This is a genomic window from Janthinobacterium sp. Ant5-2-1 (assembly GCF_001445815.1).
In the GTDB taxonomy this organism is placed as follows: Bacteria; Pseudomonadota; Gammaproteobacteria; order Burkholderiales; family Burkholderiaceae_D; genus Janthinobacterium; species Janthinobacterium lividum_E.
Genome location: NZ_LNCE01000067.1, coordinates 1 through 23,398, shown reverse-complemented (window position 1 = coordinate 23,398; position 23,398 = coordinate 1). Strand labels below are relative to the sequence as shown.

The window sequence follows — 23,398 nt, the reverse complement described above, 5'->3', positions numbered from 1 at the left end:
CAGAAAGTGTGCGGAACTTTTTGCCTTGGAAAAACATGACCGGGCTGGCCCGGATTGAGCGATAAAAATGCCTTGCTACATTTTTGCGCACGGAAATAAAGTGCCTATGAATCAAACGCTTAGTATGCCATGCATGGCCTTGCGCACAATCTTATCCACAAAAAATGTGCAGAACTCTGGCGCGGCGCCGGATTTATCCACTGGAAGGCCCATGGTATGGCTTGCCTGAATTTTGCGCAGCATAAAAATAGCTATATAAATCAAGGGTATAGCATCGCACCGCGCCCCTTGCTCACAATCTTATCCACAGAATGTGTGCAAAACTGCATAAACCGTTTCGTGGCTTGTCCGGGTTTTCCACCGCGTGAACATGCCGAATTGCTGCCTTATTTTTCAGCAGAGAAAAAAATCCCTTTAAAATCAATGCTCTTGCATGGAGTCAATCGGCTTGCTCACAATCTTATCCACACTTTATGTGTGGAACTGCGCTGGCGGTGGAAAACTGCCGTTTGGAAGTGAAATCGGACGTGGAAAACCCTGCTTTCCGGCCTCTGCCACATTTTTATGCATGGCAATAAAAACGATATAAATCAATGTACTTAGCGTCTATCTTTGAGCTTGCGCACAATCTTGTCCACAGATTGTGTGCAGAACTTTGATGGCTTATCTGCCGCCGATTGCACGTCGGCTGCCACTTTTTTGCGCATCGATTTAATTTCCTTTCAAATCAATGACTTGATTACATTCCTCGGCTTTGCGCACAATCTTGTCCACAGTAAATGTGCAGAACTCTTCAAGTGTTAATTTATTGACATTGACTGCTGTCGATAAGCTGCTATGCCTGTATTTTGCGCAGCGTGATAATTTCCATGTAAATCAATGGCTTGCATGCTGGACTTCATGCTTGCTCACAATCTTATCCACACAAAGTGTGCAAAACTGTGCGCCGGGAGGGGGGCGCTTGCCGCACGCTGGGGACAAGTACCATGCAGGCGCCACTTGCCGCCGGCGCGGCAACGCGCTACATTGCGCCATTCCTGCGCGCACGTAGAATCGGACTTCGGCGCTCGGTACAATACAGGCTGTTCTGGCGCTCCATCGCCTTCCCTTTACCAGGAGTTTCTTTTGCTCGCTATATTTCAAGCCGCTGGCTGGCCCATCTGGCTGTTGTTGATCGCTTCCATCGTCGCCCTGGCCCTGATCATCGAGCGCCTGCTGTATTTGCGCCGCGCCAAGATCCTGCCCCGCAAGCTGTTCGATGAAGTGGTGCAGGTGTATCGCAGCGGCAAGATCACACCGGACACGGTGGCCAAGCTGGAAGGCAATTCGCCGCTGGGCGTGGTGCTGGCCGCCGCCCTGCGCAACGTCGACGCGCCGCGCGAGGTGATGAAGGAATCGATCGAAGAGGCGGGCAGCGGCGTGGCCCACACGCTGGAACGTTTCCTGACGACCTTGGGCACCATCGCCACCCTGGCGCCGCTGATGGGTCTGTTCGGCACGGTGGTGGGCATGATTGAAATCTTCGGTTCGCAAAACGCCAGCGGCTCGAATCCCGCACAACTGGCCCACGGTATTTCGGTGGCCCTGTATAACACGGGCTTCGGCCTGGCCATCGCCATGCCGACCCTCGTCTTCTACCGCCACTTCCGCGCCCTCGTCGACAGCTTCGTCATTGACATGGAGCAGCAAGCCGTCAAGTTCGTCGACATCGTCCACAGTGGCCGCAAATGAATTTCCGCAAAGGCAAGGGGCGTGAAGACCCCGAAATCAACCTGATCCCGTTCATCGACGTGCTGCTGGTGATCCTGATCTTCCTCATGGTCAGCACCACCTACAGCAAGTTTACGGAGCTGCAGATCACCTTGCCGACGGCCGACGCCGAGCAGGCGAAAGAGAAGCCGCAGCAGATCGACGTCACCATCGACGCCAAGGGCAACTACACGGTCAACCGCGAGCCCGTCTCGTTCCGCGACGTGGCCGGCCTGGCCGACGCCCTGCAAAACGCGGCAAAGGCAGCCAATGGCGGCAAGGTCCCGGCGCAGACGCCCGTGGTCGTGGTCAACGCCGACCAGTTCGCCATGCACCAGATGGTCATCCACGTCATGGAAGCGGCGCGCCTGGCCGGCTATGAAAAGCTGACGTTCGCGGCGCAGGCGGGTGGCAAGTAGGTCGGCTTAGCCGGCACGGCGTAAGCCGACAAAGCCGCCGCCGAGCATGTCGGATTACGCAGCGCCTGGCAGCGCGGCTAATCCGACCTACCCCATTTTTACGTCATCCTCCATGCCTACATCCTCCCCCGCCAAGCTTGAAACCACATTGACCCGCGCCTGGCTGACGCGCGGCCCGCTGGCGTGCGCGCTGTGGCCCGTGTCCCTGCTGTTTGGCGCCCTGAGCGCCGCGCGGCGCGGCCTGTACCGGGCAAGCATCATCAAATCCGAACGCCTGCCCGTGCCCGTCGTCGTCGTCGGCAATATTTTTATCGGCGGCACGGGCAAGACGCCGCTGACGATCTGGCTGGTGCAAGCCTTGCGCGACGCGGGCATGCGCCCTGGTGTCATTTCGCGCGGCCATGGCAGCGCCGACCGGCTGCCGCGCGCCGTCACCGCCACTTCCACGCCGCAGCAGGTGGGCGACGAGCCGCTGCTGATCTTCCAGCGCGGCGGCTGCCCCGTGGTGGTGGGGCGCGACCGCGCGCAAGCGGGCCGGGCCCTGCTGGCCGCGCACCCCGACGTCGACGTGCTGGTCACGGACGACGGCTTGCAGCATTACGCCTTGCGGCGCGACGTGGAAATCGTGCTGTTCGACGGCCGCGGCGCGGGCAATGGCTGGTTGCTGCCGGCGGGCCCGCTGCGCGAATCGCCGCGGCGCCGGCGCGACGTGACGGTGATCAATGCGCCCGAGCTGGCGCCGGCACTGGTGGCCAGGGTCGCGCCGCAGGGTGGGCTGGTGGCGCAAATGCTGCTGGCCGGCGGCGTGGCCGAACGCCTGGTGAACCGGGACGAAAGCGTGGCGCTTGCAACCCTGGCGGCCAGCGGCCAGCGCATCGTGGCGGCGGCCGGCATCGGCAACCCCCAGCGTTTCTTTGCCATGCTGCGCGGCACCGGATTGGACTTCACGGAACTGCCCTTGCCCGACCATCACGACTTTCTCGACCAGCCATTTGCGGCGCTCGACACGGATGTGATCTTGATCACCGAGAAGGATGCAGTAAAATGTGCGCAAATTGAATATCTCAAAGACGACCCGAGACTGTGGGTCGTCCCCGTCAGTGCGCGCATCGATAGCGCGCTGGCCCAACAAATTGTGGAGAAATGTCGTGGACGCTCGACTGCTTGATATCCTGGTCTGCCCTGTTTGCAAGGGCCCGCTTGAACACGATAAGAAGGCGCAGGAACTGATTTGCCGCGCCGACCGCCTCGCCTATCCTATCCGCGATGGCATCCCCATCATGTGGGCGGACGAAGCGCGCACCCTGCAAGACGCAGTGGAATAACGATGGCGTTCATCGTCATCATCCCGGCCCGCCTGGCCTCGACGCGCCTGCCGGGCAAGCCGCTGGCCGACCTGGGCGGCAAACCCATGGTGGTGCGCGTGGCCGAGCAGGCAGCCCTGTCGGGCGCCGCGCGCGTGATCGTCGCCACCGACCATGAATCCATTCGCGCCGCCTGCGCCGCGCATGGCGTGGAAGTGTGCATGACGCGCAGCGAGCATCCGTCGGGCACGGACCGCATCGCCGAAGTGGCGCGCACGCTCGAGCTGCCGCCGGACGCCGTCGTCGTCAACCTGCAGGGCGACGAGCCGCTGATCGACCCGGCCCTGCTGGCCGCCTGCGCGGCGCAGATCAGCGCCGCCGTCCCCATGGCCACGTGCGCCCATCCGCTGCACGACGTGGCCGATGCGTTCAACCCGAACGTGGTCAAGGTCGTGCTGGATAAAAATGGCCGCGCCTTGTATTTCTCGCGCGCGACGATTCCGTGGCACCGCGACGGCTTCGCGCAGTCGAAAGACAGCTTGCCGGCCGGCTACGTGCCGCTGCGCCATATCGGTCTGTATGCCTATAGCAATGCGTTCCTGCAAACGTATCCCGGCCTGTCCGCGTCGCCGCTGGAAGCGATCGAGGCGCTGGAGCAGTTGCGCGTCTTGTGGCATGGCTACGCCATCGCTGTGCATGTCACGGACTCGGCGCCGGCCGCCGGTGTCGACACGCCGGAAGATCTTGCCAGGGTGCAAGCCCACTACGGCGCCCTGTAAGCGCTACCCGCAAAACGGCAGGCGTGCAAATAAAGTTTTGCGCGCCTACAGTAAAAACCACATTTTGAAACGTCCGCTTCGATAATTGCTGGCTTTGATCAATCAGGGCATAGCAAATCGACAGCAAACTGGCGTTCCAGGGATTTTTTGTGGTAAGTTTCGTAGGGAAAGATAGCCATAGCAACATCATCTAAAAATAATTACACATACCACCATCCAAAATCTGTTTTTTAGGAACTTTTCAATGCGTCTGATACTTTTAGGAGCACCCGGTGCCGGCAAGGGCACCCAAGCTAACTTCATCAAAGAAAAATACAATATTCCACAAATCTCCACGGGCGACATGCTGCGCGCGGCGATCAAGGAAGGCACGGAACTGGGCCTGGCAGCGAAAAAAGTCATGGATGCGGGCGGCCTCGTGTCGGACGACATCATGATCGGCCTGGTCAAGAACCGCCTGCAGGAAGCCGATTGCGCCAATGGCTACCTGTTCGACGGCTTCCCGCGCACCATCGCGCAAGCGGACGCCATGAAAGATGCCGGCATCAATGTCGACTACGTGCTGGAAATCGACGTGCCTGACGCGTCGATCATCGAGCGCATGGACGGCCGCCGCAGCCACCCGGGTTCGGGGCGCGTGTACCACGTCAAATTCAATCCGCCCAAGGTCGACGGCATTGACGACATCACGGGCGAGCCGCTGATCCAGCGCGACGACGACAAGGCGGAAACCGTCAAGAAGCGCCTGGACGTGTACCACAACCAGACCAAGGTCTTGCTCGGTTACTACAATGACTGGGCCAAGTCCGGCCTGCCAGGCGCGCCGAAATACCGCCGCATCGCCGGCGTCGGTCCGGTCGAGCAAATCCGCGACAGCGCATTTGCCGCCCTGGCGGAATAAGCAGTGTTTGAAAAGCGGACCTGAGTGTCCGCTTTTTTGTGCCCGCGCTTCAGGCGGGCGCCGTATCGTTTTCGTGGTTCAGTTTTTTTTGCAGGTCGTGTTTTCCTGGCTGCGCGTGCCTACCCGGTGCGGTCTGCAGCTGTTGGCAATGACGTCGGATAAAAACAGAAGGGGACGATATGGCAGCCAGTTTGTGGTTTGCGGTAGCCTGCGGCGTGGTCGCAGTCATTTATGGTTTGGTGTCGCGCAGCTGGATTCTGAGGCAGGATCCAGGCAACGCGCGCATGCAGGAAATCGCGCTGGCCATCCAGCAGGGCGCGGCCGCCTATCTGGCGCGCCAGTACCGCACCATCGCCATCGTCGGCATGGTGCTCCTGATCGCCATCTATCTGCTGCTTGGCCTGCACACGGCGCTGGGCTTTTTGATCGGCGCCGTGCTGTCGGGCGCCTGCGGCTTCATCGGCATGAATGTCTCGGTGCGGGCCAATGTGCGCACGGCGCAGGCGGCCACCCTGGGCATCAACCAGGCGCTGAACGTGGCTTTCAAGGGCGGGGCGATCACGGGCATGCTGGTCGTCGGACTGGGCCTGCTGGGCGTGACCCTGTTCTACTGGCTGCTGGTGACGACGGGCGCGCCCGGCCTGACCCAGCATGATTTGATCAAGCCGCTGATCGGCCTGGCCTTCGGCGCCTCGCTCATTTCCATCTTCGCGCGGCTCGGCGGCGGCATCTTCACCAAGGGCGCCGACGTGGGCGCGGATCTGGTGGGCAAGGTCGAGGCGGGCATCCCCGAGGACGATCCGCGCAACCCGGCCGTCATCGCCGACAACGTGGGCGACAACGTGGGCGACTGCGCCGGCATGGCGGCCGACCTGTTCGAGACCTATGTCGTGACCCTGATCGCCACCATGCTGCTGGGCGCCTTGCTGATGGCCGAGGCGAGCAGCACGGCCATCATCTACCCGCTGCTGCTGGGCGCCGTGTCCATCCTCGCTTCCATCGTCGGCTGCTCGATGGTCAAGACCAAGCCGGGTGCGAAGATCATGTCTGCCCTGTACACGGGCCTGTGGTGGGCGGCCGGCCTGTCGCTGGTCGGCTTTGCCGTCGTGACGTGGATGCTGTGGCCCGATGACGCCATGCGCTACAAGATGCTGGGCGCCACCGTCGTCGGCATCGTCCTTACGGGGCTGATGGTGTACATCACCGAGTACTACACGGGCACGGATTTCAAGCCCGTGCGCCACATTGCCGAAGCGTCGACGACGGGCCACGGCACCAACATCATCGCCGGCCTGGGCGTGTCGATGAAGTCCACCGCGTATCCGGTGCTGGCCGTCTGCGTCGCCATCCTCGTCTCGTATCAATTGGCGGGCCTGTACGGCATCGCCATTGCGGCCACGTCGATGCTGTCGATGGCCGGCATCATCGTCGCGCTCGACGCGTATGGTCCCATCACGGACAACGCGGGCGGCATTGCGGAAATGTCGGGCTTGCCCGACTCCGTGCGCGCCATTACCGATCCGCTCGACGCCGTCGGCAACACGACCAAGGCCGTCACCAAGGGCTATGCCATCGGCTCTGCCGGCCTGGCCGCGCTGGTGCTGTTTGCCGACTACACGCATGCGCTCGAATCCGTGGGCCAGCACATCACCTTCGATCTGTCGAACCCCATGGTCATCGTGGGCCTGTTCATCGGCGGCCTGATACCGTATCTGTTCGGCGCCATGGCGATGGAAGCCGTGGGCCGGGCGGCCGGCGCCGTGGTGGTGGAAGTGCGGCGGCAGTTCCGCGACATCAAGGGCATCATGGAAGGCACGGCGCGGCCCGAATACGACAAGGCCGTCGACATGCTGACGGCATCGGCCATCCGTGAAATGATCGTGCCCTCGCTGTTGCCCGTGGTGGTGCCCATCGTCGTGGGCATGCTGCTGGGGCCTGCGGCCCTGGGCGGCCTGCTGATGGGGACCATCGTGACGGGCCTGTTCGTGGCCATCTCCATGACCACGGGCGGCGGCGCCTGGGACAATGCGAAGAAATACATCGAGGATGGCCACTTCGGCGGCAAGGGGTCCGATGCGCACAAGGCGGCCGTCACGGGCGACACGGTGGGCGACCCGTACAAGGACACGGCCGGTCCCGCAGTGAACCCCCTGATCAAGATCATCAATATCGTGGCCCTGCTGCTGGTGCCGTTGCTGCCGGCCACGGGCTGGCTGGCGGTCAAGGCGCCGGCACCGATCCACGCGCCCGTGCCGCCCATCCTGGCGCCGGCCACACCGGTGCAAAGCTTGCCGGCGCAATAAAACGCGTTTTACCCTCAAACAGCCCCTGCCACGGGGCTGTTTCACATTGGGGACATCAAAATTTCCTGGGTTCCATATCTTGCGCGTATCAAAAGTGAGCAAATGTTACAGCGCCTTGCCTGCGTCAGCCGCCTGCCAATAATGAAGGAAGTCACTTCAGGCAGCAGGAGGCATCATGGACAAGGAGAGCAAACGGCGCTGGCTGATGCGGGGGCTGGCCGTGGCGGTGGGGCTGGCGCTGGCCGGCAGCGCCTGGGCCGATCCCGGCGGACATGGCCGGCACGGCGGACACGGCTTTCACGGCCATCACGGCCATCACGGCCATCATGGACACGGCCATGTCCATGGCCGCTCGCATGTGGGTATATGGATGGGTTCGAGCTGGGGCTACGGGCCGGGCTGGTACGGCGACCCGTGGTACCGCCATCCGTACGGACGCACGGTCGTGGTGCAGCCGCTGCCCGTCGCGCCGCCCGTGTATGTCGAGCAGGGCGGGGTGCCGACGGCGCCAATGTGGTACTACTGCCGCCAGCCGCAAGGCTATTATCCCTACGTGACAAGTTGCACGCTGCCGTGGCGCGCTGTGGCGCCGGGCAGCGTGCGCTGAAGGCGAGGTGCGACATGAACGGGAAAACAGGCGCAGTGTGTGGGGGCGTGCTGGCGCCCCTTTTGCTGGCGGCATGCACGGTGATGCCGCAAGGGCCATCGGCCATGGTCTTGCCCGGCACGGGCAAGAGTTTCGCGCAATTCCAGGGCGATGACGCCAGTTGCCGCGGTTATGCGCAGGCGCAGCTGGGCGGCAGTTCGGCCCAGCAGGCCGCGGCCGACAGCGGCGTGCGCAGTGCGGCCCTGGGCACGGTGCTGGGCGCGGTGGCCGGCGCCGCCATCGATGGCAGCCATGGCGCCGGCGTGGGTGCCGGCACGGGTCTGGTCTTTGGCGCGCTGGCGGGCACGGGCGCGGCCGACAGTTCCGCGTATGGCATGCAGCGCCGCTATGACTACGCCTACCAGCAATGCATGTACGCGAGCGGCCACAAGGTGCCCGTCGCCGGGCAGATGCTGGGCAGCGTGCCGGCCAATGCCGCCACGCCGCCGCCCGATACGCCGCCGCCCCGCTATTAGAAGCGCGACGTCAGGCCGACGAACATGCGCCGTCCCGGCACATAATAGTCGACCAGTCCATCGGCCAGCGGGCCTTTCTTGAACAGGTTTTCCACGCCGCCGCGCACGGTCCACTTGGGCGTAACCTTGTACGACACGACCGTGTCGACGATGGTGTAGGCCTTGTTGGCCGCCTGGCCCGCATCGAGTTCCTTGCCCGTGTACTGGGCCGATACTTCGCCGAACAGCTGGTCGTTGACTTGCCAGCCCAGGGCCGAGTACCACGACAGTTTCGGCGTCGACAGCAGGTTGGCGCCCGTCGTCAGGTTCTTCGCTTCCGCCATGTAGGTCACGTTGTTACGCCAGTTCAGGTTTTTCGTCAGCGGGATGGTGGCCGTCGCTTCCACGCCGCTGGTGCGCGCTTTCTGGATATTCGTCATCTTGGTCCACCACTGCTTCTGGTAAAAGCCCAGCGGCGCGTAGTCGATCTTGTTCTTGAAATCCGTGTGGAAGTACGTCACGCCCACGTCCCAGCCATTCTGTTCCCACGCCACGCCGATCTCGCCGGCCGTGCTCGTTTCCGGCTTCAAGTCGGCATTGCCGGCCATGTAGCAGCCGCCCGTGATGTAGCCCAGCGGTTTGAGGCTGCCGCAACCGCGTCCGCCCGACTGCGTGGCCGCCGCCGGCGAATTTTCCTTCAGGCTCGGGGCGCGGAAGCCTTGCGACACGCCGCCCTTGATGGTCCAGGCGGGGGCAGGGTGGTACACCAGGTACAGGCGCGGGCTATAGTGGTTGCCGAACTTGCTGTGATGGTCGAGGCGCAGGCCGGCCGTGGCTGTCAGGTTGTCGCGCAGGAACAGCTGGTCTTCCGCGAACAGGGCCGACGTGGTGCCGGACAGGGTGGCGCCGCTGACGGGGTTGCCCAGGTAATCGGTAGGGATGGTGCCGATGGTGTCCGTGTTCGTCAGTTCCTGGTGTTTCCACTGGCCGCCCATCACCAGCATTTGCTCGATGCCGCCCCAGCCGACGCGTTTTTCCAGGCTGGCGTCGAGGGTGCTGTCCTTGGATTTGGCCACCGTGCCGACGACTTCGTTGTCGAAATCGTTGTGATACAGGTTGACCATGGCCTTGCCGAAATCCCAGCGGCCTTCATAGCCGATGCTGGCGCTCTTGCGTATCAGCTTGCTCGCGCCCCAGGCGCCAAACAGCGGGTAGCCGTCCGCGTCGAGCGTGGTCGAATCCGTCGACTGCTGCTTGCCGTAGCTGGCGTCCAGCGTCAGGTTCTGCTTCTTGTCCAGCGCCCAGCTCAGCTGGCCCGTGACAGTCTGGTTGCGTTCGCCGCCGATGCCGCCCGATTTGCCGATGGCTTTTTCATCGGGATTCTGGCGCGTCTGACCCACGCCCAGGCGCATGCCGACCGTGTCCGACAGGGGACCGGCCAGGTTCACGCCCAGCTGGTGCGCCGTGCCGCGGCCGCTGTCCTGCGGCTGCGTGTAGTTGGCCGTCGCCGAACCGTTCCACTTGCCCGGCACCTTGCGCGTGATGATGTTGATCACGCCGCCCATGGCGTCCGAGCCGTACAGCGAGGACATGGGGCCGCGCACCACTTCGATGCGCTCGATCATGTCGGGCGAGATCCAGTTCAAGTCCTGGCGGCCCAGGTCCGGGCGGTAAGCCGTGTCGGCCGAGCTGCCCACGCGCTTGCCGTCGACGAGGATCAAGGTGTATTTGTCGGGCAGGCCGCGCAGCTTGATCTTCGATTCTTCGCCTACCGGGCTGGTGCCGCCCGTCACGCCGGGGATGCGGCGCAGCAGGGTGTTGAGGTCGTACACGGGCTGGCGCTCGATTTCCTCGCGCGTGATGACGCTGATGCTGGCCGGCGCATCCTTGATGTCGATGGCCGTGCCCGACGCGGTGACCACCACCGTGTTCATGGTCGGGTCGGCGGCCACATTGCCTTCGGCCCAGGCGCTGCTGACGGCCAAGGACAGCAGGCAGGGCAGGAGCAGGGTGGCGCAATGGCGGGGACGGGCGGGAATGGCGGCGGGGACTGCGAAGGTTGCGAAGGCGGGACTGCGCTTGGTCATGGTGAACTTTCCGGATGTTGTTTTTTTCCTGGCTGCCTTCCGGGTGGCTCGGGTATAAATGATTGAAAATGCAATAAACTGCGCTCCCATTCTGCTAATGAGAATAAGAATCGTTCTTATTGTAATGCTATCCTGGCAAGAAGGAAAGTGCTGAAAGGAAATAAAACACCGTTGCAGCATGTGCACGGCAGCTACAAGCGTGAGAAATTGTTACGCGCGCTGGCATCTGTCACGGCGTGTGCCAATAATGAACGCCATGAGATCGATGCTTGGAGAGGCGGCATGAAGACGATGAAAAAAGCGATACCGGTGCTGGCCTGCGCCATGCTGCTCGCTGGCGACCATGCCGGCGCTCAGGAGCAGGCCGCTTCCGATGATTTGCCCGTATGCCAGCTTGACCCGCGCGACAGCGGCAAGCTGCTAGAGGAACCATGCCGACCGGCGCCGCCCGTGCAGCCGCGCCGTTCCGTGCCGCAGGTGATCGGCCGCATGCCGGCGCAGCCTGTACCTCCTGTCGTGCCCATGGCGCCCCTGCCGCCCAGCCCGGCCGTGCCCATGCCGCGTGCGCCACAGCCCATCGGCGCCTGCGACACGGGCGGTTGCCGCGATGCTGCCGGCGCGCGCTACAACGGCGCGGGCAACGCCACGCTCGACGCCAACGGGCGCATCTGCCACCGCAATGGCGCTTTCATCCAGTGTTTTTAGTCCTGCCATAGGCTGGTCCTGCAAGTTTTCGCGCGGTGCGCTCAAAAATGGCTACAATTGTCGCCGACATTACGTTTACGTAAACGTAACTATGGCACCATGTAACCATCAGGCGCCGGGAACATGGCCCTTATTACTCAGCATACTCAGGAGATTTCATGCAGATTCAAGACAATGTATTCATCATCACGGGCGGCGCATCGGGCCTGGGCGCGGCCACGGCGCGCATGCTGACGGCGGCTGGCGGCAAGGTCGTGCTGGCCGACGTGCAGACGGAGGCGGGCCAGGCGCTGGCGGCTGAACTCGGCGGCGTGTTCGTGCAGTGCGACGTGACGTCGGAAGAAGACGGCCTGGCCGTGGTGGCGGCAGCGACCAAGCTGGGTACCTTGCGCGGCCTGGTCAACTGCGCCGGCGTGGCGCCGGCCGTGAAAACCGTGGGCAAGGACGGCCCGCATCCGCTGGCCCTGTTCCAGAAGGTCGTCAACATCAACCTGGTGGGCACCTTCAATATGTGCCGCCTGGCGGCCGACGCCATGGCCAAGCAGGATGCCACCGTTGAAGGCGAGCGCGGCATCATCATCAACACGGCTTCCGTGGCGGCTTACGATGGGCAGATCGGCCAAGCGGCTTACGCCTCGTCGAAGGCGGCCGTGGTGGGACTGACCCTGCCGATGGCGCGCGACCTGTCGCGCAACGGCATTCGCGTGATGACAGTGGCGCCCGGCATTTTCGAAACGCCGATGCTGCTCGGCATGCCGGCCGAAGTGCAGGATGCGCTGGGCAAGATGGTGCCGTTCCCATCGCGCCTGGGCAAGCCCGGTGAATACGCGCAGCTGGTGAAAGCCATCGTGGAAAACGTCATGCTCAATGGCGAAACGATACGTTTAGATGGCGCCATCCGCATGCAGCCGAAGTAAGCCCTCGGTCAGGGTGCAGCGCCGTGGCCGGCATTTGAGGTAGCATACCCGGGTATCTTTACCGGAGTAAGCATGATCACATTGAAGCCGCTGGCGCTGAGCCTGACCTTGCTGGGAGCACTCGCTGCCAGTCCCGTATTTGCCGAGGTGCCGCAAAAGGCGCCGGAAGTCGCCACCGCGTATGCGGAAAAATCGGGTTGGGCGGCGCAGAAATTCATGGTCGCCGCCGCCAACCCGCTGGCTGCCGATGCGGGCTACCAGATGTTGAAAAAGGGCGGCAGCGCCATTGACGCGGCCATCGCCACGCAGCTCGTACTGACCCTCGTCGAGCCGCAATCGTCGGGCATCGGCGGCGGCGCATTCCTGCTGTACTCCACGGCCAAGGGCGTGCAGGCGTTCGACGGACGCGAAACGGCGCCGGCCGCCGCCGATGAGCACCTGTTCCAGAATGCGGACGGCAGCCCCGTCTCGCGCGCCACGGGCGTGGTGGGCGGGCGTTCCGTGGGCGCGCCGGGCGTGCTGCGCATGCTGGAACTGGCGCACAAGGAACACGGCAAGCTGCCGTGGGCCACCCTGTTCGGTCCCGCCATCAAGCTGGCGCACGGCGGCTTTCCCGTCAGCCAGCGCCTCAATGGTTTGCTGAACTGGGACCAGGCCCTGAAGCGCGACCCTGTCGCCGCCGCGTATTTCTATGACAAAGAGGGCAAGGCCTGGCCCGTCGGCCACGTGCTGAAGAATCCGGAACTGGCGCGCACCCTGCGCGAGATCGCCCGTGGCGGCGCCGACGCTTTTTACAACGGCCGCATCGCGCGCGACATCGCCGCCAAGGTGGCGTCGCATCCGACCAATCCGGGCAAGCTGACGGTGACCGACATCGCCGGCTACAAGGCCAAGGTGCGCGAGCCCGTCTGCAGCGATTACAAGGCCTGGACCGTGTGCGGGATGCCGCCGCCATCGTCGGGCGGCATCGCCATCGCGCAGATGCTGGGCATCCTGGAAGTGAAGGATATCCGTCCGTATGCGCCCGTCGACGGCGTGCTCGATGCGCAAGCGATCCACCTGTTCTCGGAAGCGGGGCGCCTGGCCTACGCGGACCGCAACCGCTACGTGGCCGACACGGACTTCGTGCCGCTACCTGGCAATGGCGTCGCCTCGATGCTCGACAAAACCTACCTGGCGCAGCGCGCTTCCCTGATCGGCGAGAAATCCATGGGCCGCGCCTTGCCCGGCACGCCGCCCGGCATGCAGGTGGCGTGGGGCATGGACAACGCCTTGCAGCGCCCGTCGACATCGCACCTGGTGGCCGTCGACGCTTTTGGGGCCGGCCTGTCGATGACCACCAGCGTGGAAGACGCGTTCGGTTCGCGCCAGATGGTCGACGGCTTTTTGCTGAATAATCAGCTGACGGATTTCTCGTTCGATTCGCGCGATGCGGACGGCCCGATCGCCAACCGGGTCGAAGCGGGCAAGCGTCCGCGCAGCGCCATGTCGCCCACCCTCGTGTTCGAGAAGGGCACGCACAAGCTGGTGCTGGCCACGGGTTCGCCCGGCGGCTCGTCCATCATCAATTATGTCGCCAAGGTACTGGTCGGCACCATGGACTGGGGCTTGAACGTGCAGCAGGCGATCAGCCTGCCGAACTTCGGCAGCCGCAACGGCCCGACGGAACTGGAAAAGGGCCGCGCGCCGGCAGCGCAAGTCGAGGCGCTGCAGGCCATGGGCCACGAGGTGCGCGTGATCGAACAGAACTCGGGCTTGCAGGGCATCATGCGCCTGAATGCGCATGGCAAGGATTTCTGGTTTGGGGGGGCGGATCCGAGAAGAGAAGGGATGGTCAGGGGGGATTGATTTTTTGATTGCTACTGTTTAGCCCAAAGGAAAAAGCTGGGGTCAGACCCAACGGGTCTGACCCCGAATCTTTTCCACAAAGCATCCAGACCCTGCTAATCTGCCGGCATGGGAATGCAAAATAAAACAGGCTTGATACTCACGGGAGGAGGCGCCCGTGCCGCCTATCAGGTGGGCGTGCTGCAAGCGATTTCAGCGATTCTGTGGGAAGCGGGCTGGGCGCCGGCGCGCAACCCGTTCGACATCATCTGCGGCACCTCGGCCGGCGCCATCAACGCCACGGCGCTGGCCTGCCGGGCAGATAACTTCGGCGAAGGCGTGCAAAAGCTGCTCGACGTGTGGCAGCACATCGAAGTCGAGCAAGTCTACCGGGCCGATTCGCTGGGCGTGATCCGTTCGGGCGCGCGCTGGCTGTCCCTGCTGTCGTTTGGCTGGCTGCTGCGCCAGTGGCATGCGTCGCCGCCCAGTTCCCTGCTCGACAATACCCCGCTGGTCAGCCTGCTGCACCGCATGCTCGACCTGCCGCGCCTGGACGCGGCCTTGGCCGACGGCCTGCTGCATGCGCTGGCCGTGACGGCGTCGTCGTATTCGGGCAGCCGCCACATGACGTTTTACCAGACGGCCGAGGACATCGCGCCGTGGGTGCGCACGCAGCGCCTGGCCCTGCCCGACCAGATCGGCGTGGAGCACTTGCTGGCCTCGGCCGCCATCCCCTTCATCTTCCCCGCCGTGCCCCTGTACGTGGGCGGCCAGCGCGAATACTGCGGCGACGGTTCCATGCGCCAGCTGGCGCCGATCTCGCCGGCCATCCACCTGGGCGCGAACAAGGTGCTGGTGGTGGGCGCGGGACGCATGACGGAGCCGGCGCCCGCCGCGTCCGAAGCGGCGCGCTACCCGAGCCTGGCGCAGATCGCCGGCCACGCGCTGTCGTCGATCTTTCTCGATGGCCTGGCCGTCGACATCGAGCGCCTGAACCGCATCAACCTGACCCTGTCCATGCTGCCGCCCGAGTTGCTGGGCAAGACAGCGTTGCGGCCCGTGGAATTGCTGGTCATCGCGCCGTCCGAGCGGCTCGACGCCATCGCCAGCCGGCATATCGGCAGTTTGCCGCGTCCCATCCGCACCATGTTGTCGGGCATCGGCGCGGCCGAAGCGCGCGGGGCGGCGCTGGCATCGTATTTATTGTTCGAATCGACGTATACTAACGAGCTGATCCGTCTTGGACAGCGCGATACGCAGGCCCGCAAGGACGATGTACTGGCGTTTTTTGGTTCTTGAGACGGCCCTTGGAGCGGCGTGCGGGTTTTTCGCGTTTTTTTGACAGGACGATTGTGCTGGTATTTCGACGTGTTTTCGATGTTGCCTTACTATTAATTCTGCTGATGGGCGGATGGGCCGTGGCGGGGCCTGCGCCCACCCTGCGTTTCGACCAGCTCAGCGTTGACCAGGGCCTGGCGCAGGAATCGGTGCTGGCCATCGCCCAGGACCGGCAAGGCTATATGTGGTTCGGCAGCCAGTCCGGCTTGAGCCGCTACGACGGCTACCGCATGGTCGTCTACAAGAATATCGAGGGCGACAAGACCAGCCTGGCCGACAACTGGGTGGGCGAACTGCATGTCGATAGCCAGGGCCAGCTATGGGTGGGCACGGACAATGGCCTGGACCGTTTCGACGCCGCCAGCCAGACCTTCATCCATTACGGCCCCGCCGAAAAGAGCAAGCGCGGCAACGGAAACCGGCATATCCACGCCATTCTCGACGATGGCGCGCGCGGCTTCTGGATCGCCACGTCGGACGGCTTGCAGCATTTCGATCCCGCCACGGGCCACTTCCGCACCTGGCACCATGAAGAAGGCAATCCGCACAGCCTGGGCGACAATGAAATCAAGGCGCTGGCACTGGACGCGCAGCAGCGCCTGTGGATCGGCACGGTCACGGGCCTGGACATGCTGGCGCCGGGCAGCGAGCGCTTCGAGCATTTCGCCGTCGACGCGACGCCCGGCTCGAAGTACAACGTGATCCAGTCGCTGCTGATCGACCGCCAGCAGAACCTGTGGATAGGCACCATGGCCGGCGCCGAGCGCTGGCGCCTGGGCGCCGCCGGCCAGCCGCCGCAATCGAGAGTGCGCTTCGGCGAGAAACATGGCTTCTCCGCCATCCGCGTGGCCAGCCTGTACCAGGATGTCGACGCCACCGTCTGGCTGGGCAGCAATGCCGATGGCCTGTTCCGCTGGCTGCCCGAAAGCGGCACCTTCCTGCAATACCGCCACCAGACGGGCGACAAGTTCAGCGTCGCCGACAACCAGCTGTCATCGTTGTACCGCGACCGCGCCGGCACTTTCTGGGTCGGCTCCTGGTACAACGGCGTGAGCCGGGTCGACCTGGGCAGCGTCGGCTTTTCGCGCATGGCGCGCGCCCCCGGCGACGTGGGCGCGCTGGCCGACAAGAAAGTGCGCGCCGTGGCCGACGCGGGCAATGGCAAGCTATGGCTGGCCACCAAGGGCGGCCTGAAACTGTACGACACGCGCGACGGCAGCTCGCGCCTGTTCGACCTGCGCAGCGCGCCCGGCATGTCGCGCGACGAGCAGGTCACGACCCTGTACAAGGCGCCGGACGGCGTGCTGTGGGTGGGCGGCTCGACGGGCTTGCACCGCTTCGATCCGGCCCTGGGACGCTTCTTTACCATGCGCTTTGCCGCCGGCGACCCGAACAGCGACACCATCCGCAATATCGTCAGCGACCGTAGCGGCATGCTGTGGGTCTCGACGCGGGGCGGCGTGCACCGTTTCGATCCCGCCAGTAAGCGTTTTACCACTTACCGCCACGATCCGGCCGACCCGAACAGCCTGTCCGACAACATGGTGCGGCCCGTGCTGGAAGACGGCAAGGGGCGGCTGTGGATAGGTTCCTTCCACGGCCTGGACTTGCTGGACCGCGCCAGCGGCCGCTTCCGGCATTTTCGCCACGACCCGCAAAACCCGCAGAGCCTCAGCCACGACGAAGTGCATTTCCTGCACGAGGACAAGCGCGGCGTGCTGTGGGTGGGCACGGCCAATGGCTTGAACCGCATGGACGTCGACGCGAAAGGCGAGATCCGCTTCCGCCGTTTCCTGCGCAAGGATGGCATGGCCGACGACGCCGTCGCCAGCATCCTCGGCGACGACAACGAGCAACTGTGGCTGAGCACGAATAGCGGCATCACGCGGCTCGACATGCGCAGCGGCCTGTTTCGCAACTACGACAGCGCGGACGGCACGGTGGAAGGCTCGTATTTCGATGGCGCGGCCCTGCGCGCGTCGGACGGCACCATGTATTTCGGCGGCTTCAACGGCATGACGGCGTTCGTGCCGCAGGATATCCATGACAACCGCGTGCCGCCGCTGGTGGCCGTCACGGAGCTGCAGATCTTCAACAAGCCCGTGGGTATCGGCCGCGGCGAGTTCGCACACGTGCTCAAAACGGCCATCGACCACACGCGCAAGCTGGTGCTGACCAGCCGCGAAAGCGTCTTTTCGCTGGAATTTGCTGCCCTGCATTTCGCCGCACCCCAGCGCAATATATTCGCCTACCGGCTCGAAGGCTTCGACCAGGACTGGGTCATGACGGATGCGGGGCGGCGCTTTGCCACCTACACCAACCTCGATGCGGGCAATTACGTGTTTCGCGTCAAGGCGGCCAACAAGGACGGCGTGTGGAACGAGAGCGGCACCACCCTGGCCATCACGATCTTGCCGCCGTTCTGGAAAACCTGGTGGTTCCGCACCCTGATGGCGGCGCTGCTGCTGGGCGCCGTGTATGGCGCCTACCGCCAGCGCGTGCGCGCGCTGCGGCATCAGCAGAATGAACTGGAAAAGCAGGTCAGCGAACGCACGGCTGAGCTACAGAGCAAGGAAATCGAAGTGCTGGCCCAGTCGGAAAAGCTGGCGCAAGTGAACAGCAGCCTGACGAAAAACGAGGAAAGCCTGCGCCAGGCCAAGCGCAAGGCCGAGGATGCGACGCGCCAGAAGTCGGAATTCCTGGCCAACATGAGTCACGAGATGCGCACGCCGCTGGCCGGCGTGATCGGCATGCTGGGCTTTGCCCTGCGCGACGAGCAGCTGCACGACGCCACGCGCGAACAGATCCTGCGCGGCCAGGCCAATGCCCAGTCGCTGCTGGTGATCATCAATGACTTGCTCGACTTTTCCAAGATCGAGGCGGGCAAGCTGAGTATTGAAAACATCGACTTCGCGCTCGGCGCTGCCATCGAGACGGTCGTCACTCTGTTCGAAGAGCAGGCGGCCGCGCGCAGCATCGGCTTTTCCATCGATTTCGCGCCCGACCTGCCGCCCTTCGTCGTGGGTGACCCGACCCGTTTGCGCCAGGTGCTGGTCAACCTGGTCGGCAATGCCTTCAAGTTCACCCAGCGCGGCGGCGTCAGCGTCTGCGTCGAGCGGGCCGGCGTGGCCAGCGGCAGCGGCGGGCGCAAGGTCAACCTGATCCGCTTTAGCGTCAGCGACAGCGGCATCGGCATCGATGCCGATGCGATGGCGCGCCTGTTCCAGAAGTTCGAGCAGGCCGACGCCAGCACCACGCGGCGCTACGGCGGCACGGGGCTGGGCCTGGCGATCTGCCGCCAGTTGGTCGAACTGATGGATGGCGAGATCGAAGTGGCCAGCACGCCGGGGCAGGGCAGCACGTTTGCCTTCACCTTGCCGCTGGCCGATGGCGTGGCGCCGCCGCTGGTGCCGCAGGTGGCGCTGGCGCCGCACAGCCACCAGTTGCGCGTGCTGTGCGCGGAAGACTTCCCCACCAACCAGATCATCATCCGCGTCATGCTCGAAGAACTGGGACACCGGGTCGACGTGGTCGCCAACGGCGTGCTGGCGGTGGCGGCCTGCGTGCATACGCGCTATGACCTGATCCTGATGGACGGGCGCATGCCGGAGATGGACGGCGCCACGGCGACGCGATTGATCCGCGTGGGCGGCTGGCCGGACCAGCCCGTGCGCGACCAGGAATTGATGATTGTGGCCCTGACGGCGAACGCCAGCGAAGAAGACCGCAGCCGCTATCTTGGCGTCGGCATGGATGATTTCCTCAGCAAGCCGGTGGACGAGGCGGCGCTGCATGGCTTGCTGGCGCGCGCCATCGAGCGCCAGCTGCAGCGCGGTTTCATGTTGCCGCGCATGCCCTCGAACGCACCGCGCGGCGCGGCGCGGGGGCAGGCCGAACTCGACGCCCTGTTCGGCATCGCGCCGGCAGTTCCTGTTCCGGCGCCTTCCCAGTCCATCCGCAGCGGCGAACTGCAGCGGCGCATCCGCGTCGCCTTCGTCGCCGACCTCGAGGGCCGCTTGCGCGAACTCGACGACGCCCTGGCGGCGCGGGACAAGGACAACGCCGGGCGCTTGCTGCACGGCTTGAAGGGCAGCGCCGCCTATCTCGATGAAACGCAGCTGCACATGCTGTGCACGGAAATGGAAGAGGCGGCGGATGGCGGGCGCTGGACGCAGGTGGCCCTGCATTTGCCGCAATTGCGCGCACTGTTGGCGCAAATAGCCGTTTCGGGCCAGGAAATGTAAAATAGGCAATGCCGGCCATCGGGCGCGCGGCGAAACTGGGTAGAATATGGCCAGGCACCTTGACGCTGCCGCCAATGGAGAAAGCAATGAAAGTACTGGTGGTTGACGATGATGTCGTGTCGCGCATGGTGCTGATGCACCTGATCGACAGCTGCGGCGTGCACGATATCGTGGAAGCCGAAGATGGCGCGGCCGCGTGGGAGCAGCTCGAAGGCGGCTTGCGTCCCTCGCTGTGCTTTTGCGACTTGCGCATGCCGCGCCTGTCCGGCATGGAGCTGCTGCAGAAAATCCGCTCCGACAGCGCGCTCGACGCCATGCCGCTGGTGCTCGTCTCGTCGGCCAATGACCAGGACACGGTGCGCGACGCCGTGCAGGCCGGCGCCGCCGGCTACATCGTCAAGCCCTTCCAGCCGGAGCAGGTACGCCAGCATATCGACGCCTGCTTCGACGTTTCCGCCTTGCCGGCCGAGGCGCCGCGCGATACCTTGCAGCGGCTGGGCATCGACAGCGAACGCCTGCTGGCCTACTTGACGGGCTTCCAGGGGCAGATCGGCGGTGCCAGCGAACAGGTCGACGCCTTGCTGGCCCGTGGCGAGCCGGCCCAGGCGCGCCAGCAGCTGGAACGGCTGCACCTCGGTTGCCGCACCTTGGGCTTGCATGGCGCGGAGGCCGGCATGAGCGCACTGCTGCAGTCGGCGGTGCTCGACGGCGAGCAGATGCAAACGGCCCTGGCCGCGCTGGCGCGCAGCGTGGCGCAGCAGGCGCGTTTGTTACAGCAGGACTGCGCCGACTGAATCTGCTGTTTTCTGCTTGCTGGAAAAATACTTTAGGTTTAAAGTATCTGCTTCCGGGCCTTGTGCACGCGCCCGTCACCAGCCAGGATGAGCATGAGCAGCGACCCTTCGCCTACCGCCGCATCTCCCCACGACGACTTTGCGCGCACGCATTTGCCGCCGCGCGCACTCTGGCCGCAGCTGTGCCTTGATTTGCCCGAGCTGCAGTATCCGGCGCGCCTCAATTGCGTCGCCGCGCTGCTCGATGCTGCCGTGGCCAATGGCGGCGGCGAGCGTACTGCCGTCCTGGCCGACGGCCAGCGCTGGAGCTACGCCGAGCTGGCGCGGCATGTCGACCGCGTCGCCCACGTGCTGCGCAGCGACCTGCGCCTGATCCCCGGCAACCGCGTGCTGCTGCGCGGCGCGAATACTCCCATGATGGCGGCCTGCCTGCTGGCCGTGCTGAAGGCCGGCTGCATCGCCGTGCCCACCATGCCGCTGCTGCGCGCGCGCGAACTTTCCACCATCGTGAGCAAGGCGGAAGTAAACGCCGTGCTGTGCGCGCAGGGTTTGCGCGCGGAGCTCGACGCGGTGCCATCTCTGCCGCCCATGCTGTGCTTTGGCGCTGTTGACGGGGAACTGGAGCGGCGCATGGCGGCCCACGCTGCGTCATTTTCTGCATGCGACACGGCGGCCGACGACGTCTGTCTGATCAGCTTTACCTCGGGCACGACGGGCATCCCCAAAGGCACCATGCACATGCACCGCGACTTGCTGGCCATCTGCGACTGCTTTCCCCGCTCCATGCTGCAGGTGCGCGCCGACGACATTTTCATCGGCACGCCGCCGCTGGCGTTCACCTTCGGCCTCGGCGGCCTGCTGCTGTTCCCCTTGCGCTTCGGCGCGGCCACCGTACTGCTGGAAAAACTCACGCCCGAGGGCCTGCTGTGCGCCATCGGCGCCTATCAAGCAACGATCTGCTTCACGGCCCCCACCTTTTACCGCCAGATGGCACCCCTGGCGGCCAGCCACGACTTGCGCAGCCTGCGCTTGTCCGTGTCGGCCGGCGAAGCGCTGCCGCTGGCCACGCGCGACGCCTGGCAGGCGGCCACGGGCCTGGCCATGACGGACGGCATCGGCGCGACTGAAATGCTGCACATCTTCATTTCCGCCACGGGCGAGGGCATCCGCCGCGGCGCCATCGGCAAGGCGATTCCCGGCTACCAGGCGTGCATCGTCGACGATGCGGGCGTGCCGCAGCCGCCCGGCGTGACGGGCCGCCTGGCCGTGAAAGGCCCCACCGGTTGCCGCTACCTGTCCGATCCGCGCCAGCGCGAGTACGTGCAGAACGGCTGGAATCTGACGGGCGACACCTTCGAGATGGATGCCGACGGCTATTTTTATTACCGCTCGCGCAGCGACGACATGATCGTCTCGGCCGGCTACAACATCGCCGGTCCGGAAGTGGAAGAGGCGCTGCTGCGCCACCCGGCCGTGGCCGAATGCGGCGTGGTCGGGCGCGCCGATGCCGAGCGTGGCCAGATCGTCGAGGCGCACGTGGTGCTGAAAGACGGTAGCCAGGCCAGCGATGCCCTGGCGGCCGAACTGCAGGACTTCGTGCGCCAGCAGATCGCCCCGTATAAATATCCGCGCGCCATCCGCTTCCTGCCTTCGCTGCCGCGCACGGAAACGGGCAAGCTGCAGCGCTTCAAACTTCGCACGGACACCCCATGAATATTGTCTGCATCGGCGGCGGTCCCGCCGGCCTGTATTTCAGCCTGCTCATGAAAAAGCAGAACCCGGATCACCGCATCACCGTCATCGAGCGCAACCGCCCGTACGACACGTTTGGCTGGGGCGTCGTGTTTTCCGACCAGACCTTGGGCAACCTGGCGAATGCGGACGAGCCGACGGCGCGCGCCATCCTGCAGGCCTTCAACCACTGGGACGATATCGAGATTCACTTCAAGGGCGAGACCGTGCGATCCGGCGGCCATGGCTTTTGCGGCATCGGCCGCAAGCGCCTGCTCAACATCCTGCAGGCGCGCTGCGAGGAACTTGGCGTGCAGCTGGTGTTCGAGACGGAGGTGCAGGACGACCAGGCCATCGCGAAGCAGTACGGCGCCGACCTGGTGATCGCCAGCGACGGCTTGAACAGCCGTATCCGCACGCGCTATGCGGCCAGCTACCAGCCCGAAGTCGACCAGCGCCATTGCCGCTTCGTCTGGTTGGGTACGCGCAAGAAATTCGAGGCCTTCACGTTTGCCTTCCGCCAGACGTCGCACGGCTGGTTCCAGGCGCATATCTATCAATACGATGGCGATACTTCCACCTTCATCGTCGAGACGCCCGAACACGTTTGGCGCGCGGCGGGCCTGGACGCCATGAGCCAGGAAGAGGGCATCGCCTTTTGCGAAGCCCTGTTCGCCGAGGAGCTCGACGGCCACGGTTTGCTGAGCAATTCGCCGCACTTGCGCGGTTCGGCGCAGTGGATCACCTTCCCGCGCATCGTCTGCCGGCAATGGGTGCATCGCCAGGATGGCGTGCCCGTCGTGCTGATGGGCGATGCTGCCCACACGGCCCATTACTCGATCGGCTCCGGCACCAAGCTGGCGCTGGAAGACGCCATCGAGCTGGCGCGCTGCTTCGGCCAGCATGGGGATGCCGACGCTGCGCTGGCCGCCTACCAGCAACTGCGCGCCATCGAGGTGCTGAAAATCCAGAGCGCGGCGCGCAATTCCATGGAGTGGTTTGAAAACGTCGAGCGCTACAGCGCCATGGAAGCGCCGCAGTTCGCCTATTCCATGCTCACGCGCAGCCAGCGCATTTCGCATGAAAACCTGCGCCTGCGCGACCCCGCATACGTGGCCGATTATGAACAGTGGCTGGCGCGGCGCGCGGGCGAGCAGGCTGGCGCGATGCTGTCGCCAGAGCCATTGCCGCCCATGCTC

20 protein-coding genes are annotated in these 23,398 nt (G+C 64.4%); 18 read left to right on the top strand and 2 right to left on the bottom strand.

The window, feature by feature from the left end; all coding sequences use genetic code 11:
- Positions 1–129: 129 nt before the first annotated feature.
- From ASN89_RS28765 to ASN89_RS20915, 8 genes are all read left to right on the top strand, one after another.
- A complete protein-coding gene (locus tag ASN89_RS28765; protein ID WP_152988638.1) occupies positions 130–519 on the top strand; it encodes a hypothetical protein in 390 nt (129 codons plus the stop codon).
- Between the two features lie 606 nt (positions 520–1,125).
- Entirely contained in the window at positions 1,126–1,731 is a 606-nt protein-coding gene (locus tag ASN89_RS20940; protein WP_058050625.1) for a MotA/TolQ/ExbB proton channel family protein, read from the top strand.
- The gene (locus ASN89_RS20935; protein ID WP_046682637.1) at positions 1,728–2,168 is read left to right on the top strand and encodes an ExbD/TolR family protein; all 441 of its coding nucleotides are present in this window, start codon (positions 1,728–1,730) and stop codon (positions 2,166–2,168) included. Before ASN89_RS20940 ends, ASN89_RS20935 begins: the two co-directional genes overlap by 4 nt.
- A gap of 112 nt (positions 2,169–2,280) precedes the next feature.
- A complete protein-coding gene (gene lpxK, locus ASN89_RS20930; RefSeq protein WP_058050624.1) occupies positions 2,281–3,336 on the top strand; it encodes a tetraacyldisaccharide 4'-kinase in 1,056 nt (351 codons plus the stop codon).
- Complete coding sequence (locus tag ASN89_RS28325; RefSeq protein WP_010395789.1) at positions 3,317–3,493, top strand: Trm112 family protein; 177 nt, start codon at positions 3,317–3,319, stop codon at positions 3,491–3,493. The genes lpxK and ASN89_RS28325 overlap by 20 nt, the downstream gene beginning before the upstream one ends.
- A 2-nt stretch (positions 3,494–3,495) precedes the next feature.
- Positions 3,496–4,251, top strand: coding sequence for a 3-deoxy-manno-octulosonate cytidylyltransferase (gene kdsB, locus ASN89_RS20925; protein WP_058050623.1), 756 nt, complete (start codon positions 3,496–3,498; stop codon positions 4,249–4,251).
- A gap of 244 nt (positions 4,252–4,495) precedes the next feature.
- Positions 4,496–5,152, top strand: coding sequence for an adenylate kinase (gene adk / locus ASN89_RS20920; RefSeq protein WP_034782090.1), 657 nt, complete (start codon positions 4,496–4,498; stop codon positions 5,150–5,152).
- A 179-nt stretch (positions 5,153–5,331) separates the two neighbouring features.
- Entirely contained in the window at positions 5,332–7,455 is a 2,124-nt protein-coding gene (locus ASN89_RS20915) for a sodium-translocating pyrophosphatase (protein ID WP_058050622.1), read from the top strand.
- A gap of 151 nt (positions 7,456–7,606) precedes the next feature.
- On the opposite strand, the gene ASN89_RS29345 is transcribed toward ASN89_RS20915, so the two are convergent.
- Positions 7,607–7,801: a hypothetical protein gene (locus tag ASN89_RS29345; RefSeq protein WP_058050621.1), complete on the bottom strand. Its 195-nt coding sequence runs from the start codon at positions 7,799–7,801 to the stop codon at positions 7,607–7,609.
- Positions 7,802–7,825: 24 nt separating this feature from the next.
- Between ASN89_RS29345 and ASN89_RS29340 the strand changes: the two genes are divergently transcribed.
- A complete protein-coding gene (locus ASN89_RS29340; RefSeq protein WP_058050620.1) occupies positions 7,826–8,062 on the top strand; it encodes a hypothetical protein in 237 nt (78 codons plus the stop codon).
- A gap of 14 nt (positions 8,063–8,076) precedes the next feature.
- The gene (locus ASN89_RS20900; protein WP_058050619.1) at positions 8,077–8,577 is read left to right on the top strand and encodes a glycine zipper family protein; all 501 of its coding nucleotides are present in this window, start codon (positions 8,077–8,079) and stop codon (positions 8,575–8,577) included.
- Here ASN89_RS20900 and ASN89_RS20895 read toward each other — a convergent pair.
- Complete coding sequence (locus ASN89_RS20895) at positions 8,574–10,643, bottom strand: TonB-dependent receptor domain-containing protein (RefSeq protein WP_052755556.1); 2,070 nt, start codon at positions 10,641–10,643, stop codon at positions 8,574–8,576. The genes ASN89_RS20900 and ASN89_RS20895 overlap by 4 nt on opposite strands.
- 282 nt (positions 10,644–10,925) lie before the next feature.
- Between ASN89_RS20895 and ASN89_RS20890 the strand changes: the two genes are divergently transcribed.
- From ASN89_RS20890 to ASN89_RS20855, 8 genes are all read left to right on the top strand, one after another.
- Positions 10,926–11,348 (top strand): hypothetical protein, encoded by a 423-nt coding sequence (locus tag ASN89_RS20890; protein ID WP_058050618.1) that lies wholly within the window; start codon positions 10,926–10,928, stop codon positions 11,346–11,348.
- Positions 11,349–11,506: 158 nt separating this feature from the next.
- Complete coding sequence (locus tag ASN89_RS20885; protein ID WP_058050617.1) at positions 11,507–12,265, top strand: 3-hydroxyacyl-CoA dehydrogenase; 759 nt, start codon at positions 11,507–11,509, stop codon at positions 12,263–12,265.
- Positions 12,266–12,337: 72 nt separating this feature from the next.
- A complete protein-coding gene (ggt, locus tag ASN89_RS20880; protein WP_058050616.1) occupies positions 12,338–14,113 on the top strand; it encodes a gamma-glutamyltransferase in 1,776 nt (591 codons plus the stop codon).
- Between the two features lie 108 nt (positions 14,114–14,221).
- On the top strand, positions 14,222–15,391 hold the full coding sequence (locus tag ASN89_RS20875) for a patatin-like phospholipase family protein (protein WP_034751717.1): 1,170 nt from the start codon (positions 14,222–14,224) through the stop codon (positions 15,389–15,391).
- A gap of 119 nt (positions 15,392–15,510) precedes the next feature.
- On the top strand, positions 15,511–19,674 hold the full coding sequence (locus ASN89_RS20870) for a two-component regulator propeller domain-containing protein (protein WP_235502032.1): 4,164 nt from the start codon (positions 15,511–15,513) through the stop codon (positions 19,672–19,674).
- Positions 19,675–19,760: 86 nt separating this feature from the next.
- On the top strand, positions 19,761–20,468 hold the full coding sequence (locus ASN89_RS20865; protein WP_046682629.1) for a response regulator: 708 nt from the start codon (positions 19,761–19,763) through the stop codon (positions 20,466–20,468).
- 93 nt (positions 20,469–20,561) lie between these two features.
- Complete coding sequence (locus ASN89_RS20860; protein WP_058050614.1) at positions 20,562–22,181, top strand: AMP-binding protein; 1,620 nt, start codon at positions 20,562–20,564, stop codon at positions 22,179–22,181.
- On the top strand, positions 22,178–23,398 hold a 1,221-nt coding region (locus ASN89_RS20855; RefSeq protein WP_200969097.1), incomplete at its 3' end, for an FAD-dependent monooxygenase. The genes ASN89_RS20860 and ASN89_RS20855, both read left to right, overlap by 4 nt.

What these genes read in the sequence shown, in the direction of transcription:
- ASN89_RS20860 (WP_058050614.1), top strand. Translation starts at nt 20,562, where the DNA reads ATGAGCAGCGACCCTTCGCCTACCGCCGCATCTCCCCACGACGACTTT.
- lpxK (WP_058050624.1), top strand. Translation starts at nt 2,281, where the DNA reads ATGCCTACATCCTCCCCCGCCAAGCTTGAAACCACATTGACCCGCGCC.
- kdsB (WP_058050623.1), top strand. Translation starts at nt 3,496, where the DNA reads ATGGCGTTCATCGTCATCATCCCGGCCCGCCTGGCCTCGACGCGCCTG.
- ASN89_RS20865 (WP_046682629.1), top strand. Translation starts at nt 19,761, where the DNA reads ATGAAAGTACTGGTGGTTGACGATGATGTCGTGTCGCGCATGGTGCTG.
- ASN89_RS20915 (WP_058050622.1), top strand. Translation starts at nt 5,332, where the DNA reads ATGGCAGCCAGTTTGTGGTTTGCGGTAGCCTGCGGCGTGGTCGCAGTC.
- ASN89_RS20895 (WP_052755556.1), bottom strand. Translation starts at nt 10,643, where the DNA reads ATGACCAAGCGCAGTCCCGCCTTCGCAACCTTCGCAGTCCCCGCCGCC.
- ASN89_RS28765 (WP_152988638.1), top strand. Translation starts at nt 130, where the DNA reads ATGCATGGCCTTGCGCACAATCTTATCCACAAAAAATGTGCAGAACTC.
- ASN89_RS20890 (WP_058050618.1), top strand. Translation starts at nt 10,926, where the DNA reads ATGAAGACGATGAAAAAAGCGATACCGGTGCTGGCCTGCGCCATGCTG.
- ggt (WP_058050616.1), top strand. Translation starts at nt 12,338, where the DNA reads ATGATCACATTGAAGCCGCTGGCGCTGAGCCTGACCTTGCTGGGAGCA.
- ASN89_RS20900 (WP_058050619.1), top strand. Translation starts at nt 8,077, where the DNA reads ATGAACGGGAAAACAGGCGCAGTGTGTGGGGGCGTGCTGGCGCCCCTT.
- adk (WP_034782090.1), top strand. Translation starts at nt 4,496, where the DNA reads ATGCGTCTGATACTTTTAGGAGCACCCGGTGCCGGCAAGGGCACCCAA.
- ASN89_RS20875 (WP_034751717.1), top strand. Translation starts at nt 14,222, where the DNA reads ATGGGAATGCAAAATAAAACAGGCTTGATACTCACGGGAGGAGGCGCC.
- ASN89_RS20935 (WP_046682637.1), top strand. Translation starts at nt 1,728, where the DNA reads ATGAATTTCCGCAAAGGCAAGGGGCGTGAAGACCCCGAAATCAACCTG.
- ASN89_RS20885 (WP_058050617.1), top strand. Translation starts at nt 11,507, where the DNA reads ATGCAGATTCAAGACAATGTATTCATCATCACGGGCGGCGCATCGGGC.
- ASN89_RS29340 (WP_058050620.1), top strand. Translation starts at nt 7,826, where the DNA reads ATGGGTTCGAGCTGGGGCTACGGGCCGGGCTGGTACGGCGACCCGTGG.
- ASN89_RS29345 (WP_058050621.1), bottom strand. Translation starts at nt 7,801, where the DNA reads ATGGACATGGCCGTGTCCATGATGGCCGTGATGGCCGTGATGGCCGTG.